14 protein-coding genes are annotated in these 15,086 nt (G+C 67.3%); 9 read left to right on the top strand and 5 right to left on the bottom strand.

The window, feature by feature from the left end; all coding sequences use genetic code 11:
- Positions 1–15: 15 nt before the first annotated feature.
- Entirely contained in the window at positions 16–657 is a 642-nt protein-coding gene (locus NGK62_RS23345; protein WP_118933544.1) for a LysE family translocator, read from the bottom strand.
- Between the two features lie 151 nt (positions 658–808).
- On the opposite strand from NGK62_RS23345, the gene NGK62_RS23340 reads away from it, so the two are divergent.
- Positions 809–1,345: a YaeQ family protein gene (locus NGK62_RS23340; RefSeq protein ID WP_059374335.1), complete on the top strand. Its 537-nt coding sequence runs from the start codon at positions 809–811 to the stop codon at positions 1,343–1,345.
- A gap of 16 nt (positions 1,346–1,361) precedes the next feature.
- Here the strand turns inward: NGK62_RS23340 and NGK62_RS23335 are convergent, their stop codons facing one another.
- Both NGK62_RS23335 and NGK62_RS23330 read right to left on the bottom strand, forming a co-directional pair.
- Entirely contained in the window at positions 1,362–2,342 is a 981-nt protein-coding gene (locus NGK62_RS23335) for a Bug family tripartite tricarboxylate transporter substrate binding protein (protein WP_165867902.1), read from the bottom strand.
- A 22-nt stretch (positions 2,343–2,364) separates the two neighbouring features.
- Positions 2,365–4,611 (bottom strand): arylsulfatase, encoded by a 2,247-nt coding sequence (locus tag NGK62_RS23330; protein ID WP_059374337.1) that lies wholly within the window; start codon positions 4,609–4,611, stop codon positions 2,365–2,367.
- A 99-nt stretch (positions 4,612–4,710) separates the two neighbouring features.
- On the opposite strand from NGK62_RS23330, the gene NGK62_RS23325 reads away from it, so the two are divergent.
- Positions 4,711–6,123, top strand: a complete 1,413-nt coding sequence (locus tag NGK62_RS23325) for an aminotransferase-like domain-containing protein (protein WP_251880568.1) — start codon at positions 4,711–4,713, stop codon at positions 6,121–6,123.
- Positions 6,124–6,145: 22 nt separating this feature from the next.
- Here the strand turns inward: NGK62_RS23325 and NGK62_RS23320 are convergent, their stop codons facing one another.
- Both NGK62_RS23320 and NGK62_RS23315 read right to left on the bottom strand, forming a co-directional pair.
- Positions 6,146–7,252 carry a hypothetical protein gene (locus NGK62_RS23320; protein ID WP_118933548.1) on the bottom strand — a complete coding sequence of 369 codons (1,107 nt, stop codon included), beginning with the start codon at positions 7,250–7,252 and terminating at the stop codon, positions 6,146–6,148.
- Positions 7,245–7,874 (bottom strand): hypothetical protein, encoded by a 630-nt coding sequence (locus tag NGK62_RS23315; protein WP_251880566.1) that lies wholly within the window; start codon positions 7,872–7,874, stop codon positions 7,245–7,247. The genes NGK62_RS23320 and NGK62_RS23315 overlap by 8 nt, the downstream gene beginning before the upstream one ends.
- 117 nt (positions 7,875–7,991) lie before the next feature.
- On the opposite strand from NGK62_RS23315, the gene NGK62_RS23310 reads away from it, so the two are divergent.
- The 7 genes from NGK62_RS23310 (at position 7,992) to NGK62_RS23280 (ending at position 15,085) form a co-directional block, all read left to right on the top strand.
- Positions 7,992–9,698, top strand: a complete 1,707-nt coding sequence (locus NGK62_RS23310; RefSeq protein ID WP_118933550.1) for a sensor domain-containing diguanylate cyclase — start codon at positions 7,992–7,994, stop codon at positions 9,696–9,698.
- A 62-nt stretch (positions 9,699–9,760) separates the two neighbouring features.
- Positions 9,761–10,558, top strand: a complete 798-nt coding sequence (locus NGK62_RS23305) for a GntR family transcriptional regulator (RefSeq protein ID WP_059374342.1) — start codon at positions 9,761–9,763, stop codon at positions 10,556–10,558.
- Positions 10,559–10,575: 17 nt separating this feature from the next.
- Entirely contained in the window at positions 10,576–11,781 is a 1,206-nt protein-coding gene (locus tag NGK62_RS23300; RefSeq protein ID WP_059374343.1) for an ABC transporter substrate-binding protein, read from the top strand.
- A gap of 2 nt (positions 11,782–11,783) precedes the next feature.
- Positions 11,784–12,656 carry a branched-chain amino acid ABC transporter permease gene (locus NGK62_RS23295; protein WP_251880564.1) on the top strand — a complete coding sequence of 291 codons (873 nt, stop codon included), beginning with the start codon at positions 11,784–11,786 and terminating at the stop codon, positions 12,654–12,656.
- Positions 12,657–12,658: 2 nt separating this feature from the next.
- Positions 12,659–13,630 (top strand): branched-chain amino acid ABC transporter permease, encoded by a 972-nt coding sequence (locus NGK62_RS23290; RefSeq protein ID WP_251880562.1) that lies wholly within the window; start codon positions 12,659–12,661, stop codon positions 13,628–13,630.
- A complete protein-coding gene (locus NGK62_RS23285; protein WP_059374346.1) occupies positions 13,623–14,378 on the top strand; it encodes an ABC transporter ATP-binding protein in 756 nt (251 codons plus the stop codon). The genes NGK62_RS23290 and NGK62_RS23285 overlap by 8 nt, the downstream gene beginning before the upstream one ends.
- Complete coding sequence (locus tag NGK62_RS23280; RefSeq protein ID WP_119449513.1) at positions 14,375–15,085, top strand: ABC transporter ATP-binding protein; 711 nt, start codon at positions 14,375–14,377, stop codon at positions 15,083–15,085. Before NGK62_RS23285 ends, NGK62_RS23280 begins: the two co-directional genes overlap by 4 nt.
- Position 15,086: the final 1 nt, after the last annotated feature.

Genomic DNA, 15,086 nt, shown 5'->3' with positions numbered 1-15,086 from the left:
CAGGGGGAGCCGAAACTAGCGCTTTTCGAGCGCCAGCTTCAGACCGAAGGCGATGAAGACCGCGCCCGTCATGCGGTCCAGCCCGCGCATCACGGCAGGCCGCGACAGCCAGCGCGCCAGCGGGCGCGTCGCCGCCACCAGCACGCCAAACCATACTATCCCCAGCATCGCGTGTATGCCTGCCAGCAGCAGGCTGAAGCGCAGCACGTCCGCGCCCGCGGGGATGAACTGCGGCAGGAAGGTGATGTAGAAGATCCCGATCTTCGGATTGAGGGCATTGGTCAGGCAGCCGCGCATGAACCAGCCGCCGGCGCTGGCCGCCGCGGCGGGGGCGGGCGGCGCGGAATCGGGGGCGGCTTGCTTGCCTCGCCGGGCGCCCCACAGCAGCTTCACCCCCAGATAGAACAGGTATAGCGCGGCGCAGATGCGCAGCGCGTCGTAGGCCAGGGTCGATACCAGCAGCAGCGATCCCAGGCCGAATGCCGCCACCACGCCCCAGGCCAGGCATCCGGCGGCGATACCCAGGCCAGCCATGAGCGCGCGGCGGCCGCCCTCGACGGCGGCGGTGCGCAGCACCAGGGCGGTATCCATGCCGGGCGTGACGGTCAGGATGGCGGCGGCCAGGGTAAAGGCGAGCAGGGCGGCGGTGGCGGTCATGGGCGGGGTCCGGTAGCGGGCGTGGCAAGGCGGAGCTGGCCAGTGTAGCGCCGCCGGGCCGGCGTCCGCGGCCGTCCGTCGCCGTGGCGCAGCGCCGCAGGCGTTATCATGGCGGCCTTCAGCAATTCGCTACATTCACCGGATTTACGCCATGGCCCTGCGCGCCACCATCTACAAGGCCGAGCTCAACGTCGCCGACACCGACCGCCACTACTACGGCAGCCACTCGCTGACGGTCGCCCGCCATCCCTCGGAAACCGACGAGCGCATGATGGTGCGGCTGGTCGCCTACGCCCTGCACGCGCAGGAGGAACTGGCCTTCACCAAGGGCCTGAGCGACACCGACGAGCCCGACCTGTGGGTCAAGGACCTGACCGGCGCGGTCAAGCTCTGGATCGAAGTCGGCCAGCCCGAAGAGCGCCGCATCCTGCGCGCCTGCGGCCGCGCCGACGAAGTCATCGTCTATTGCTATGGCGGTTCCGCCAGCAAGATCTGGTGGGACGGCGTGAAGAACAAGCTGGAACGCACGCGCAACCTCAAGATCGTGAACCTGCCGTCCGACCAGACCCGCGCCTTGGCCCAGCTGGCCGAGCGCACCATGCGTCTGAACGCCAACATTTCGGACGGCGTGGTGTATTTCTCGGCCGACAAGGGCGAGGTCAGCGTCGAGCCGGAAACCTGGCGCTAGGCTCCCGGCGGGCACGCTATTCGCGCTTGATGCCGGCTTGCTTGACCAGGGCCGGCCAGCGTTGGCGTTCCATGGCTATGAGCTTGGACAGCGCCGCGCCATCGGTGAGCTCCGGTACCGTGCCCATATTCTTCAGCGCGTCCAGAAAGGCCGTGTTTCCAGACATGCCGCGGATGGCCGCGCCGATTTCCGCGACCGCCGCCGGGTCCATGGCGGCCGGTCCGAACAAGGCGAACCAGGCATCGACCTGAAAATTGTCGATGCCGGCCTCCTGCATGGTTTGCACGTCGGGCAGGATGGCCGCGCGGTGGGCGCTGGTGACGGCCAGGGCGCGCAATTTTCCAGATTGGATGAACGGCAGCGCAGACGGCAGGTTGTCGAACAGCAGGTCGACCTCGCCGCCGAGCAGCGCGGTGATGGCCGGCGCGCCTCCCTGGTAGGGCACGTGGGTCAGGTTGAGGCTGGTGCGCGCCTTGAACAGTTCGCCCGTGAGATGCGGGCCGTTACCCGTGCCGGTAGAGGCGAAAAAGCCGCCGCCCTTCTTGTTTTTCAAGTAGGCGATCAGTTCCGGCACGGTCTTGGCCGGCGTGGCGGGATTGACCACCAGCACGTTCGGCACGCTGGCCACCAGGCTCAGCGCGGTCAGGTCCTTCTGCGAGTCATAGGGGATATTGGCGTAGGTGGCGTAATTCAGCGCCAGGTTGCCCGCGCTGCCCACGCCCAGCGTATAGCCGTCAGGCTCGGCGCGGGCAACCTGGTTCGCTCCCAGCCCGCCGCCCGCGCCGGGCTTGTTTTCGACCGCGACCGGCTGTTTCAGCGCCTGCATCAATTGCTGTCCCAGCGCGCGCGCCAGCAGGTCCGTCGTGCCTCCCGGCGGATACCCCACCAGCAGTCTGATCGGTTTGGAGGGGTAATCCGGCGGCGCCGCCGTGGCGCCAGCGGCGAGGATGGACAGCGCCAGGCCCAGCAGCGTTTTTCCCAGTGGTATGCCTTTCATGGTTTGTCTCCGTGTGGCGGGGCTATTGTTGTTTGAATACGGTCCAGAGCTTGCCGTCGGCGCTGTCGCCGCCGTCGTTTTCCAGGTCCACGGCCAGGCGCAGTATGGCGGCATTGAAGCGGAAAGGGGGACGGTAGGCCTCGGTCAGCGGCACGCCCGCCAACCCGCAGGTCAGACCGGCGGTGGTGCTGTAGGTCCACCAGGTTTTCGGCAGCTCAAGTTCTCCCATCAGTTCGCCGTTGACGCGTAGCGCGATGCGTCCGGCATTCTGGCCAGTGCGCGTGAATTGCAGCGTGACGGTGGCGGTGCCTTGCGGCAGCGGGACCGCCAGGCGATGGGCGACGGTTTCCGTATAGATGTACTCGTAGACCAGTTCACCGCCCAGGGCGTACAAGGCAAAGCCGGCGAATCTGCTGCCCCAGGAAAAGACCACACCTTCGGTGGCGCTCGACAGGTCCGCCAATTCCGCCGTGATGCAGTAGCTGCGGTCGCTGATTTCCGGAACCATGAAGCGGTCGATGCGCGCCATGTCCGGCTGGAATTCGTAGTGCGTGCGGGTTTGCGTGCCCAGGAAGTCGCGGGCGCGCTCGGCCTCGCGGTCGTCCAGCGGCAGCACGCCGAACTCGTCCGCCTGCTGCCACCACAGGTCCAGCAGTTCCCGCAGCTTGTCGGGATGGGACTGGGCCAGATCGCGCGTTTCGGTGAAATCGTCGTCCAGCTTGTAGAGTTCCCAGCGGTCCTCGGTGTCGTAGTCCTGGCCCTTGACGTGGCGCGCCACGGCTTTCCAGCCGCGATCCCAGATGGCGCGGTCGCCCAGCAGTTCGAAATACTGGGTGGTCTTGGCGGTGGGGGCATCGGGCTCGGCAAAGCTGTAGCGCATGCTCACGCCATGCAGCGGCAGCTGCTTGTAGCCCTGGTGGACGGATGGCGGCTCCACGCCCAGGCAGTCGAGCACCGTCGGGACGACGTCGATCACATGATGAAACTGGGTGCGCAGCCCGCCGGCCTGCTTGATGCGTTCCGGCCAGTGCATGATCAGCGGGGCGCGCACGCCGCCGCCATGGGTGTCCTTCTTGAACCACTTGAGCGGAGTGTTGGAAACCTGCGCCCATCCCATCGGGTAATGGCTGAATGAATGCTCGCTGCCAATCAGGTCGATATGGGGCAGGGCGGAGGCCACGGTTTCCTGTTCGTGGGTCATGTGCTTGCGCATATTGATCGCGCCCGTGGGGCCGCCCTCGGCGCTGGCGCCGTTATCCGACAGCAGCACGATCAGCGTGTTGTCCAGCTGTCCGATGGACCGCAGATAATCCACCAGGCGGCCGATCTCGGCATCGGTATGGTCCAGGAACGCCGCGTAGGTTTCCTGCAGACGGCAGCCCAGGCGCCGCATGTCTTCCGACAGATCTTCCCATGCGCCTATGCCGGGATTGCGGGGAGCCATCTCCGCATTCTGCGGAACCACGCCCATGGCCTTTTGCCGGGCGAAACGTTCGGCGCGCACGGCGTCCCAACCCTGGTCGTAACGGCCCTTGTACTTCTGGATGTAGTTGGCGGGAACCTGGTGCGGCCAGTGGCAGGCGCCAAAAGCCAGGTAGCTGAAAAATGGCCGGTTGTCGGACGAGGTCACGTGATCGCGGATCTGCGAGATGGTCTTGTCGACCAGGTCGGATGACAGGTGGTATCCCGGTTGCGGCGCGATATGAATGGGGTGGTTGTCCTCGTAGAGCTCGGGATTCCATTGGTCGATCAGGGCGCCATGAAAGCCGTACCAGCGGGAGAACCCGCGGCCCAGCGGCCAGTCGCCGTGCGGCCCCGATGCACCGTAATCGGCGAGATTGGTCAGATGCCATTTGCCGGTGGCGTAGCAGCCATAGGCATAGTCGCCCAGGATCTCCGGCAAGGTGGCGGCCTGGCGGGTGATCCGCCCTTGATAAGAGGGATAGCCGTTGGCCCATTCCGAAATGATGCCCACGCCGACCGAATGCGCGTTGCGCCCGGTCATGAGGCAGGCCCGGGTGGGCGAACACATGGCGGTGACATGGAAGTTGGTATAGCGCAGCCCGCCCGCAGCCAGCCGGTCCATGTTCGGGGTGTGGATCTCGGAGCCGTAGCAGCCCAGGTCGGAGAAGCCTACGTCGTCGAGCACCAGGAAGAGGACGTTCGGCGCCTGTTCGGGAGCTGCTGGCTTGCGCGGCCAGTCCGGCGTCGAATCGCGGTAGGTCTTGCCGATGACGCCGTTGAACGAGTGGTCGTTGGGGTGAGGCATTGCGCGGTCTCCGTGGGTATCGATTCGTTGTGCCTGCATCGTAGGCCGCTGTACCGCAAAGCCAGTGGTACAGTTGGCCGCTACAGTTGGATATCCGCCATGGCCACCCATTTCCCGCCGGACCTTCTTTCCGAGCAGATCGCCAACCAGATCAAGCTGCAGATACGGCAGGGTGATCTGGCCCCAGGCGCCAAGCTGCCCTCGCTGCGGCACTACTCGCAGATCAAGGGGGTCGCCAAGAACACGGTGGTGCAGGCCTATGAACTGCTGGTGGCGGATGGCTATGTGGAGCCTCGCCATGGTTCGGGGTTCTACGTGGTGGGCGTGCCGCAGGCGCCGGTTTCGGCGGAGCGCTGGGCGCCGGCCCTGGATCACGCGCTGGCGGGCATCGGCATAGACCGGTCGGCGTTTCATCTGGCTGGAGGCGGCCATTCGGTGGGCGAGGGCCTGCCGCCCTCGGCCTGGCTGGAGAACTGCCGGCTCGACCGCTACATGCACAAGATCGGGCGCAGCGGGCTGGGCAGCGTGTTCCGCTACGGCGACCCCTACGGCTATCTGCCGTTGCGCCAGAGCATTTCGCAAAAGCTCGGCGCCTATGGCATCGAGGCGCGTTCGGACCAGATCATCCTCACCCAGGGCGCCTACCAGGCGGTCGATATCCTGATCCGCCACATGGTCCGGCCGGGAGACACCGTGCTGGTCGACGCGCCCGGCTTTTATCCCACCTTCAACAAGCTCAGCCTGCAAGGCGCAAGAATCATTGGGGTGCCCCGAACGCCGCTAGGGCCCGATCTGGTTTTTCTGAAGCGGGCGCTGCGGGCCAGCCGGGCCAAGCTGTTCTTCACGCAGTCCGTGGGCCATAACCCGACGGGCAGCGACATTTCTGCGGAAACAGCGCGCGAGCTGCTGGCGCTGGCGGCTTCGGCGGGGCTGACGATCGTCGACGATGATGCGCTGGCGGACTACAAGCCGGGGCATTGCGCGCGCCTGGCCTCGCTGGACCAGCTGGAAAACACGATATATGTGGGGAGTTTTTCCAAGTCGCTGTCCAGCGTGGTGCGCGTCGGCTTCCTGGCCTGTGCGCCGCGGCATGTCAGGGAACTGGTGTCGGTCAAGACCGTGCTGTCGCTCAACAGCTCCCCGTTCGCCGAGCGCACGGTTCATGCGGTGATCACTGAAGGACGATTCCACAAGCACGTGCTGGACCTGCAACAGCGGACCCGGCGCGCCGTGAAGGATGCGCTCAGGCAGTTTGGCAAGCATGGCGCGACCGTGTTCTGCACGCCCGAACATTCGCTCTTTCTCTGGGTCAAGCTGCCTGGCGTGGAGGACGCGGCGGCATGCACCCGTGCTCTGTTGGAACGCGGCTTCGCGCTGACGCCCGGGGCCATATTCCTGCCCGAGCCCGGAGCCGTCTCGCCGTGGTTCCGGTTCAATGTGGGCTTCATGCAGGATGCGGAGCGGATGTCCGCGTTGTGGCGAGCGATCGCGACGCAGCAGCGCGGAGCGTGAGGCCCGGGCCGCGCCGCGCGCCTCAGCCGCAGGCGTCGGCGGCCTGATTCCCGGGATCGGCGCAGGCGCGCCAGCGGGCCTCGTCCATGGCGGGCAGCAGCAGCACCCGGCTCATCAGGTCCGAATACCAGAAGATCCTGCCAGGCTTGTCGCGCATGGCCTGCCAGACGCGCGCCTGCGCGTCCGCCGAGAGCGGCGCGCGGCCTTGCGCATCGGTCACGCCCTGGGCCAGGATGGTTTGCGTGTCCGGATTCCAGGACTGCATGTCCGGATCGTCCAGCGCCACCTCGTCGGCGATGCTGACGATGCGCCAGTCATTGCCCGGAACCTCGGTGGATAGCTGGTTCAACTCTGCCTGGTGCACCGGATAAGGGCGGGAGTCCGGGGAGGCGTGCGCGACGGAGGCGTAGGATTTGGCGCCATCCCCGGGGGAATAGCGGCGCACATAACGTTGTTTTGGCTGGCCCTCGGCATCATAGGTCTGGACCTGGAATGCGCCGCCTTGGGCGGCGGTATCGATGGCGCGCAGCAGGCGGCCTGCGGCGTCGCGTGCGTAGAACCGGCCGGCGGCCGGCTCTTGCCTGGCGTCGCAAGCTCCATCGCTGAAGGCGGTCAGTGCGCCCCGGGCATCGCGTTTCAGGCAGGCCTGGCCGCTTGCCTCGTAGGTGGCCGGCCGGCGCACCGCGGTCTGTTCGTACTCGACCACGCGCGTCAGGGCGCCGTTGCCGTCGTATTCCAGCGTGTAACCGCCCGACAGGAAGGGGGCGGCGTCGCCGCGCCGGGGCAGGTCGTAGGACTCCGCGCGGCACAGCCGGCCATCGTCGTCGAAGTACAACCTCGTGGGCGCCCGCGAGGCGCTCTCCAGCCGGTAGGCGGACCAATCGACCTTGTCCATCCAGGTCCGGGGCAGAGGATCGCCGGTTTCGTCGACCCATACCGGCTTGTTGCGGGCGGCAACGCGTTCGCCCTGGCGGCCCAGCAGGACACGGTCGCCGCCCAGGCCGACCGAGACGGGCACCGCCTTCAGCGCCACGGGCGCGGCGAAATCGACGGCGGCCGGGCCGCAGGCCGCCAGGGCAGGGCCGGCATGCGCGATGGCCGCCAGCAGCAGGACCAGTCGCTTACGCATATTGCTGCGTATCCATGAACTTCACCAGATCCCAGAATTCCTTGGACACGCCGCCCAGCCGCAGCTTGCCCTCATGTTCCTCGAACAGCAGGAAGGGGTAGGCGTCGCGCTCCAGGGTGCCGGGCGCGGGCAGGCGGTAGGGCTTGAAGTTTTCGGGGTCGTTGAAAAAAGACTCCAGCCGGCCGCCGCCGTCCACGTGCATGTAACGCACGCGCAATACTTGTTTCTGATACTTGGCCTGCGTTTCGGGGTAGTTGCCGCCGTCGCCCGCCACCACGGCGTTGGCCAGGGCGGCCAGGAAGACGCGTTGCAAGCCTGCGTAGTGGACCTCGCCGCTGGTGGAGTCGCCGGGCGCCTCCACCAGTGTCCTGACCAGCTGGGTGCCGCGGGAAGCCGGCACGATGGTCTTCGCGAACAGGCTGTCGATGTCGGCCTTGGCCGGATCGGGCGATTGCCGCAGGCGCTGCAGGTCGGCGCGGAAGTTCTCCAGCCATTGCCGGTAACGGGCGTTCTCCGCCTGGCGGTCGAACGCCTGGGCGTGGGCCAGGCCGCCGTGGAGGGTGATCAGGATGGCCAGTAGCAGGAGCCAGGCGCGTTGCAGCAGGCGGGTAGGGTGTTCCATAGGCCGGTGATCATATCGTTCAAAATGATGCTATTTTGGTGCAGAGCGTGACAAAATGTCAGTCATGGCCACCGGCATGGCCATGTCTATGAATCTCGTGTTGAGTCAGGTCCAGACATGCCAGCAACAGGTGACGTTCCCCCTGCATGCGCGCCCGCCGGCGGCGCGGAGAATGTGCAAACCGGGCTCGACGGCCCCCTGGACCGGCTCGTCCGCTTGGCCAGGCGGCAGTTCGGCGTGGACATGGCGCTGGTCGCCTGCAGCGACGCCGACGGCGTCTGGCAGGCCCAGGCAGGCGCCTTGCCTGCCGCCGCGGCCGGCACGCTTCCTTTCTCCGTGGATTGCCCGCTGCACGCCTGCGACGGCCGCCGGCTGGGTACGTTCCGGCTGCTGCACGGCCAGCCGCGGGACTTCGGCGACGAAGACCTGGATGCCTTGCACGATTTCGCCAAACTGGCCGTCGCGGCCGTCGAGAAGCGCGAGGCCCTGGCGGCGGAACGGGCGGCGGAAGACGGCTGGCGCACCGAGGCGCGCAATCTGTCCATGGCCATTGCAGGCAGCGGCACGGGCATCTGGGACCGCAATGTCGTAACCGGCGAAATCACCTATTCGCCGGGCTGGAAGGCCCTGCTGGGCTACGCCGAATCCGAAGTCACCAACCGCATCGAGGACTCCTACAAACGCCTGCACCCCGACGACGCCGACTATGTGCGCGCCGCCATGCAGGCGCATTTCGAGGGCAAGACCGAGAGCTACGAAGTCGAGCACCGCATCCTTTGCAAGGACGGCAGCTACAAGTGGATCTGCAGCCGCGGCAAGGTCGTCAGCCGCGACGCGCAGGGGCGGGCCTTGCGCATGATGGGCACCACCACCGACATCAGCGCGATGCGCGCGATGTCGGAACGCCTGCGGCGCACGGCGGACCTGCTGGTCAACCTGACCGACGCCGTGCCGGGCATGGTGTTCCAGTGCGGCCAGCGGCCCGGGGGCGGGTCGCGCTTCCTGTATGTCAGCGCGGGCATCTGGGACATGTTCGAACTCACGCCTTACGAGGTGCGCACCAACCCCGCGGCGATCGAGCTGCGCGTCCATCCCGAGGACCTGGCCACCTATCACGCCTCGCTGCAGGCCGCGGCCGCGGCGCAGACCCCTTGGCACCTGGAGTTCCGCGTCTGCCTGCCGCAGCAGGGCCTGCGCTGGCGCCAGGGCGACGCCAGTCCGCGCAAGGCGGCCGACGGCAGCGTGGTCTGGCACGGTTTCGTGACCGACATCACCGACCGCAAGCGCGCCGACTTCGAACTGCGCGAACTTGCCGCCACCGACGCCCTGACCACGCTGCCGAACCGCCGCCATTTCATGTCGCGCATCGCCGCGGAACTGGCCCGGATCAAGCGCCAGGGCAGCGATTGCGCCGCCGTGCTGATGTGCGACCTGGACCATTTCAAGCGCATCAACGACACCTGGGGCCACGCCATCGGCGACGGCGTGCTGCAGCACTTCGCCAATACGCTGCGGGCCCAACTGCGGGCGGTCGACCTGGTGGGGCGCATCGGCGGCGAGGAATTCGCCGTGGTGCTGCCGGATACCGACATCGAGCGCGCGCACGCCTTCGCCACGCGCGTGCAGCAGCGCATTGCGGCCGCGCCATTTTCGCTGGGCGACGACCGGCATATTCCGCTGACGGTCAGCATCGGCATCTCGACCATGCACACCATGGACGCGGACGCCGAGCTGGCGCTCAGCCGCAGCGACCGCGCCCTGTATTACGCCAAGCAGCGCGGGCGCAACCGGATCGAGTCCGCGCCCTCAGTGTTTTCCCGATAGAACAACCGTCCAAGCCATTTGTTCCATTGACGGTACATTAGGACACTCCTAGAGTTCCCGTCATGGGAACCTCATTACCTCTGCCGAAGTACCACCAGATCTACCTCGTCCTGCGCGAACAGGTGCAGGAAGGGCGCTTCGATCAGGACGGCGTGCCAGGCGAGCACGCGCTGGCCCACCAGTTCGACGTGGCCCGCATCACCATCCGCAAGGCCATGGAGATGCTGGTGGCAGACGGACTGGTGTCGCGCCGGCCCGGCCTGGGCACCTGGCCGCTGCGCGCGCCGGCGAATCCGGCCAGCGCGCCCAAGGCCAATCCGCCGCAGAAGGCGCACCTCACCGGCCTGCTGGAGAACATCGTCAACATGGGCCTGCGCACCTCGGTGCAGGTGCTGGACAGCGCCCTGGTGTCGGCGCCGCCCGTGGTGGCCGAGGCGCTGGACCTGGCGCCCGGCGCGCCCGTGCACAAGAGCCTGCGCGTGCGCAGCACCGAGGCCGGGCCGCTGTCCCACATCACGACCTACGTGCCGCAGGCCGTGGCCGATTTCACGCGCGCAGACCTGGAGCGCGAACCCCTGCTGATGTTGCTGGAAGCGGCCGGCGTGGAGTTCGGCGGCGCGACCCAGACCATTTCGGCGCGGCTGGCCGATGCGCAGGTGGCGCGCCACCTGGACGTGGCCGTGGGCTCCGCGCTGCTGGCCGTGACGCGCATCGTGCGCGACGTGAACGAGCGGCCGGTGCAGCTGCTGCAAGGCCTGTACCGCCCCGATCGCTATCAGTACCAGTTGCAGCTGTCACGCGTCGGCAGCATCGACGCCAAGGTATGGGTCAGCGAAGAGCTGTCCGCCCAATTCCATTGAACTCTCGGAGATCGCCCATGAATTCGCGCCGCACTTTCCTCTATCAATCCGCCGCCGCAGCTGCCCTGGTGTCGGCGCCATGGGTGGCCCGCGCCCAGGGCGCCAAACCCGTGAAGGTCGGCATCCTGCATCCGGTGACGGGGGCGCTGGCCTATTCGGGCCAGCAATGCCGCTTGGGCGCGCTGCTGGCGATCGAGGACATCAACAAGGCCGGCGGCATCAAGTCGCTGGGCGGCGCGCCGCTGGAAGCCATGCTGGGCGACGCGCAGTCGCGCCCCGAGGCGGGTTCGGCCGAGGTCGAGAAAATGAACGAGGCGGGCGTGTCGGCCATCGTCGGCGCCTATGCGTCGGCGATCTGCCTGGCCACCACGCAGACCGCGGCCAAGTACAACCTGCCGCACGTGGTGGACGTGGGCGTGGCCGACCAGATCGTCGAGCGGGGCCTGAAGAACACTTTCCGTTTCGGCCCGGGCTACCGCGCCTGTAGCGAACGCGCCATCACCGACCTGGCCGCGCTCAACGACGCGGCGGGCAAGCCGGCCAAGACCGTGATGATCGTGCACGAGGATTCGCTGTTCGGCACCGGCACCGCGGCGCTGCTGTCCAAGGCCCTGCCGCAGCATGGCTTCGAGGTCAAGGACGTGGTCAAGCATCCGAACCCGACCCGCGATTTCAACAACATCGTGCTGCGCATGAAGTCCCTCAATCCGGACATCGTGATCCCGGCCAACTACTACAACGAATACGCCTTGCTGCTGCGCGCCATGAAGCAGCAGAAGGTGCAGCCCAAGGCGATCTACTCGGTGCTGGGCGGCGCGGCCTCCAGCTACAAGTTCCTGAAGGAATTTCCCGACATCGCCAACGGCATCCTCGACTGCAACCACTGGTTCAACCCCAAGGACGCGCGCGTTGCCCCGCTGAAGGCGCGCGTGGAAGAGAAGGGCGCCTACTTCAGCTACGAGGTCTTCATGACCTATACCTCGGTGCTGCTGCTGGCCGACGCGCTGGAACGCGCCAAGTCCGCCGACCGCGCGGCCATCACCGAGGCGCTGGCCTCCAGCACCTTCTCGGACCACATCATGCCCTACGGCCCGACCAAGTTCGTGGACGGCCAGAACACCGGCGCGCAGCCTCTGCTGACGCAAGTGATCGGCGGCGACATCAAGGTCGTCATCCCGGCCGACTACCGCCAGGCCGATGCCATCTTCCCGCTGAAGGCCTGAGCGTGCTCGATCCCGCCATCCTCTTTTCCTCGGTGCTCAACGGCCTGACCACGGGCGCGGTGTACGCGCTGATCGCCCTGGGCCTGACCTTGATCTACGGCGTGCTGCACATCATCAACTTCGCCCATGGGGCGGCGTTGATGGTGGCGCTGTACGCCGTGTATCTGCTGAAGGACCGCCTCGGCATCGACCCCTACGCCGCCTTGCCGCTGGTGGTGGCGGGCATGTTCGCGCTGGGCTATGCCCTGCAGCGCTACGTGATCAACCGTGCCAGCCACGGCAAGGACGAGAACATCCTGCTGGTGACGCTGGGCCTGGCCATCGTGCTGGAGAACCTGGCGCTGGTGTGGTTCAAGTCGGACACGCGTACCATCGACACGGCCTACACGCTGTCCACGGTGGAGATCGGGCCGGCCATGATCGCCTTGCCCAAGATCATCGCCTTCTGGGGCGCGCTGGCGGTGGCGGCGGTGCTGTTCTGGATCATCCGCAGCACCGACCTGGGCCGGGCGATCCGCGCGGTGGCCAAGGAAAAGCAGGGCGCCAAGCTCATGGGCATAGACGTGGAAAAGGTCTACGCGCTGTCGTTCGGCATCGGCATGGCCTGCCTGGGCGCGGCGGCCTGCTTCCTGCTGCCGGCGTACTACGTGAATCCGCAGGTCGGCGGCGGCTTCGTGCTGGTGGCCTTCACCATCGTGGTGCTGGGCGGCATGGGCAGCTTCGTGGGCGCGCTGGTCGGCGGCCTGCTGATTGGCGTGGTGGAGTCCATCGGGGGCCTGTTCCTGGGCGACTCTCTGGGCCAGATGGGCATATTCGCGATCTTCATCGCGGTGCTGCTGTTTCGCCCGCAGGGGCTGTTCGGGGCGAGGGGCTGAGCATGGGCAAGGATCTTTTGACTATCGCGCTGTTCGGCGCGGCGCTGGCGGCCGCCGCCGCGCTGACGGAGTCGGGCGTCGCCCTGACCTTCGTGATGATGTCGCTGTACGCGGCGCTGCTGTCGCAGGCCTGGAACATCCTGGGCGGCTACGGCGGCCAGCTGTCGTTCGGCCATGCGCTGTTCTTCGGCGTGGGCGCTTATGCCCAGGCGCTGGGCCAGCTCAACCTGGGCATCAACCCCTGGCTGGCGCTGCCCATGGCCATCGCGCTGGGCGCGCTGGTCGGGCTGGCGGTGGGCGGGCTGACGTTCCGCTATGGCCTGAAAGGCTCCTATTTCGCGCTGGTGACGCTGGCGTTTGCGGAAGTGTTCCGCATCCTGGCGCTGTCGGTGTCGTTCACCGGGGGCGGCGTGGGTCTGATGGTGCCGTTGCAGGAGGGCGTGGCGAACATGCAGTTCGCTTCGCGCCGCGGCTACATCTACCTGCTGTTGGGCTTCGTGCTGCTGGCGCTGGTGGTTACGGCATGGCTGCGGCATTCGCGCTTCGGCGCCTATCTGCAGGCGGTGCGCGACAACGAGGACGCGGCGCGCGCCATCGGCGTGAATCCGCTGCGGGTCAAGCTCGGCGGCATCGCGCTGTCGGCCGCCTTCATGAGCGCGGCTGGGGCCTTCTACGTGCAGGTGTTCCAGTACATCGATCCGGGCATCGCCTTCGGCTCGGCCGTGTCGGTGGAGGCGCTGGTCGGCGCCATCGTCGGCGGCCTGGGCACTCTGTGGGGACCGCTGCTGGGGGCGGTCACGCTGCATGCGCTGAGCGACCTGACGCGCAACCTGTTCGGCGAGCTGCCGGGCATCAGCATGGTCATCTACGGCGTGGTGCTCATCGTGATCGTGATGTTCCTGCCCCGCGGCATCACCGGCAGCGGTCAGGCTTTGAGCCGGCTGTTCAATGCCAAGGAGCGCGCCCGTGTCTGAGATCCTGCTGCAAGCGCGCAATCTTTCCATCACTTTCGGCGGCCTGAAGGCAGTCCAGGACGTGAGCCTGGACGTACGCCAGGGCTCGCTGACGGCCCTGGTCGGCCCCAACGGCGCGGGCAAGACCACGCTGTTCGGCCTTTTGTCCGGATTCCTCAAGCCCGGTTCCGGTTCGGTGCATTTCGCCGGCGCGGACATCACCGGCCGCCCGCCGCATGAGTCGGCGCGGCTCGGGCTGACCCGCACCTTCCAGATCGTGCAGCCCTTCGGCGCGCAGACGGTGCGCCAGAACATCGCCGTGGGCGCGCACTTGCGCCTGGGCAACCGCCGCGAGGCGCTGGAAGCGGCCGAAGAGGTGGCCGCCCGTGTGAACCTGCAAGCCTTGCTGGACCGGCCGGCGGCGGACCTGACCGTGGCCGGACGCAAGCGACTGGAGCTGGCGCGCGCGCTGGCCACGCGGCCGCGCCTGCTGCTGCTGGACGAAGTATTGGCGGGGCTCAACCCCAGCGAGATCGACGAGATGATACCGGTGGTGAAGAAGCTGGCCGACGACGGCGTGACCGTGTTGATGATCGAACACGTGATGCGCGCGGTGATGAGCCTGGCCGAGCACGTCTGGGTGCTGGCGCAGGGCCGCCTGATCGCTTCGGGCACGCCGGGCGAGGTCACGCGCGATCCGGCGGTGGTCGAGGCCTATCTGGGCCAGGGCGCGGCGGCCAGGCTGGCCGCGCAGGGAGCGCCGGCATGAGCGCGCTGCTGGAAGTCCAGGGATTGCGCGCCGGCTACGGCCGCATGGAAGTGCTGCGCGGCGTCGACCTGCGGGTGGACCAGGGCGAGATCGTGGTGCTGTTGGGCAGCAACGGCGCCGGCAAGTCCACGCTGAACAACACGGTCTGCGGGCTGTGCCGGCCTTGGGGCGGCACGGTGCGCTTCGAAGGCCAGGACCTGACCGGCCGCCATTACCGCGACGTGGTCAAGGCCGGACTGATCCAGGTGCCCGAAGGCCGCCGCGTGTTCCCCAACCTGAGCGTGCGCGAGAACCTTGAACTGGGTTCGTTCACCCGGGCCCGCGAGCGCCGCGCGGCCAACCTGGAGAAAGTGCTGCACATCTTCCCGCGCCTGCGCGAGCGCCTGGCCCAGCTGGCCGGCACCATGTCCGGCGGTGAACAGCAGATGCTGGCCATCGGCCGCGGCCTGATGGCCGAGCCGCGCCTCCTGATCCTGGACGAGCCGTCGCTGGGCCTGTCGCCGCTGATGGTCGAAGAGCTGTTCGGCTTGATCGCGCGCCTGCATGGCGAGGGGCTGGCGATCCTGCTGGTGGAGCAGAACGTGGGCCAGTCGCTGGAAACGGGACAGCGCGCCTACGTGCTGGAAAACGGGGCGGTGCGCTATAGCGGCGCCTGCCCGGAATTGATGGCCAGCGACGACGTGCGCCGGGCCTATCTCGGGATGTAGC

Source organism: Achromobacter sp. Marseille-Q4954, from assembly GCF_943737025.1.
Classification (GTDB): domain Bacteria; phylum Pseudomonadota; class Gammaproteobacteria; order Burkholderiales; family Burkholderiaceae_B; genus Achromobacter; species Achromobacter bronchisepticus_A.
Note: the sequence above shows the minus strand (reverse complement) of the source record. Positions and strands in the feature narration are given on the sequence as shown.

Excerpts from the sequence above, each read along its gene's own strand:
- NGK62_RS23330 (WP_059374337.1), bottom strand. The coding sequence starts at position 4,611 with ATGCCTCACCCCAACGACCACTCGTTCAACGGCGTCATCGGCAAGACC.
- NGK62_RS23310 (WP_118933550.1), top strand. The coding sequence starts at position 7,992 with ATGCCAGCAACAGGTGACGTTCCCCCTGCATGCGCGCCCGCCGGCGGC.
- NGK62_RS23340 (WP_059374335.1), top strand. The coding sequence starts at position 809 with ATGGCCCTGCGCGCCACCATCTACAAGGCCGAGCTCAACGTCGCCGAC.
- NGK62_RS23325 (WP_251880568.1), top strand. The coding sequence starts at position 4,711 with ATGGCCACCCATTTCCCGCCGGACCTTCTTTCCGAGCAGATCGCCAAC.
- NGK62_RS23280 (WP_119449513.1), top strand. The coding sequence starts at position 14,375 with ATGAGCGCGCTGCTGGAAGTCCAGGGATTGCGCGCCGGCTACGGCCGC.
- NGK62_RS23320 (WP_118933548.1), bottom strand. The coding sequence starts at position 7,252 with ATGCGTAAGCGACTGGTCCTGCTGCTGGCGGCCATCGCGCATGCCGGC.
- NGK62_RS23305 (WP_059374342.1), top strand. The coding sequence starts at position 9,761 with ATGGGAACCTCATTACCTCTGCCGAAGTACCACCAGATCTACCTCGTC.
- NGK62_RS23290 (WP_251880562.1), top strand. The coding sequence starts at position 12,659 with ATGGGCAAGGATCTTTTGACTATCGCGCTGTTCGGCGCGGCGCTGGCG.
- NGK62_RS23345 (WP_118933544.1), bottom strand. The coding sequence starts at position 657 with ATGACCGCCACCGCCGCCCTGCTCGCCTTTACCCTGGCCGCCGCCATC.
- NGK62_RS23315 (WP_251880566.1), bottom strand. The coding sequence starts at position 7,874 with ATGGAACACCCTACCCGCCTGCTGCAACGCGCCTGGCTCCTGCTACTG.
- NGK62_RS23300 (WP_059374343.1), top strand. The coding sequence starts at position 10,576 with ATGAATTCGCGCCGCACTTTCCTCTATCAATCCGCCGCCGCAGCTGCC.
- NGK62_RS23335 (WP_165867902.1), bottom strand. The coding sequence starts at position 2,342 with ATGAAAGGCATACCACTGGGAAAAACGCTGCTGGGCCTGGCGCTGTCC.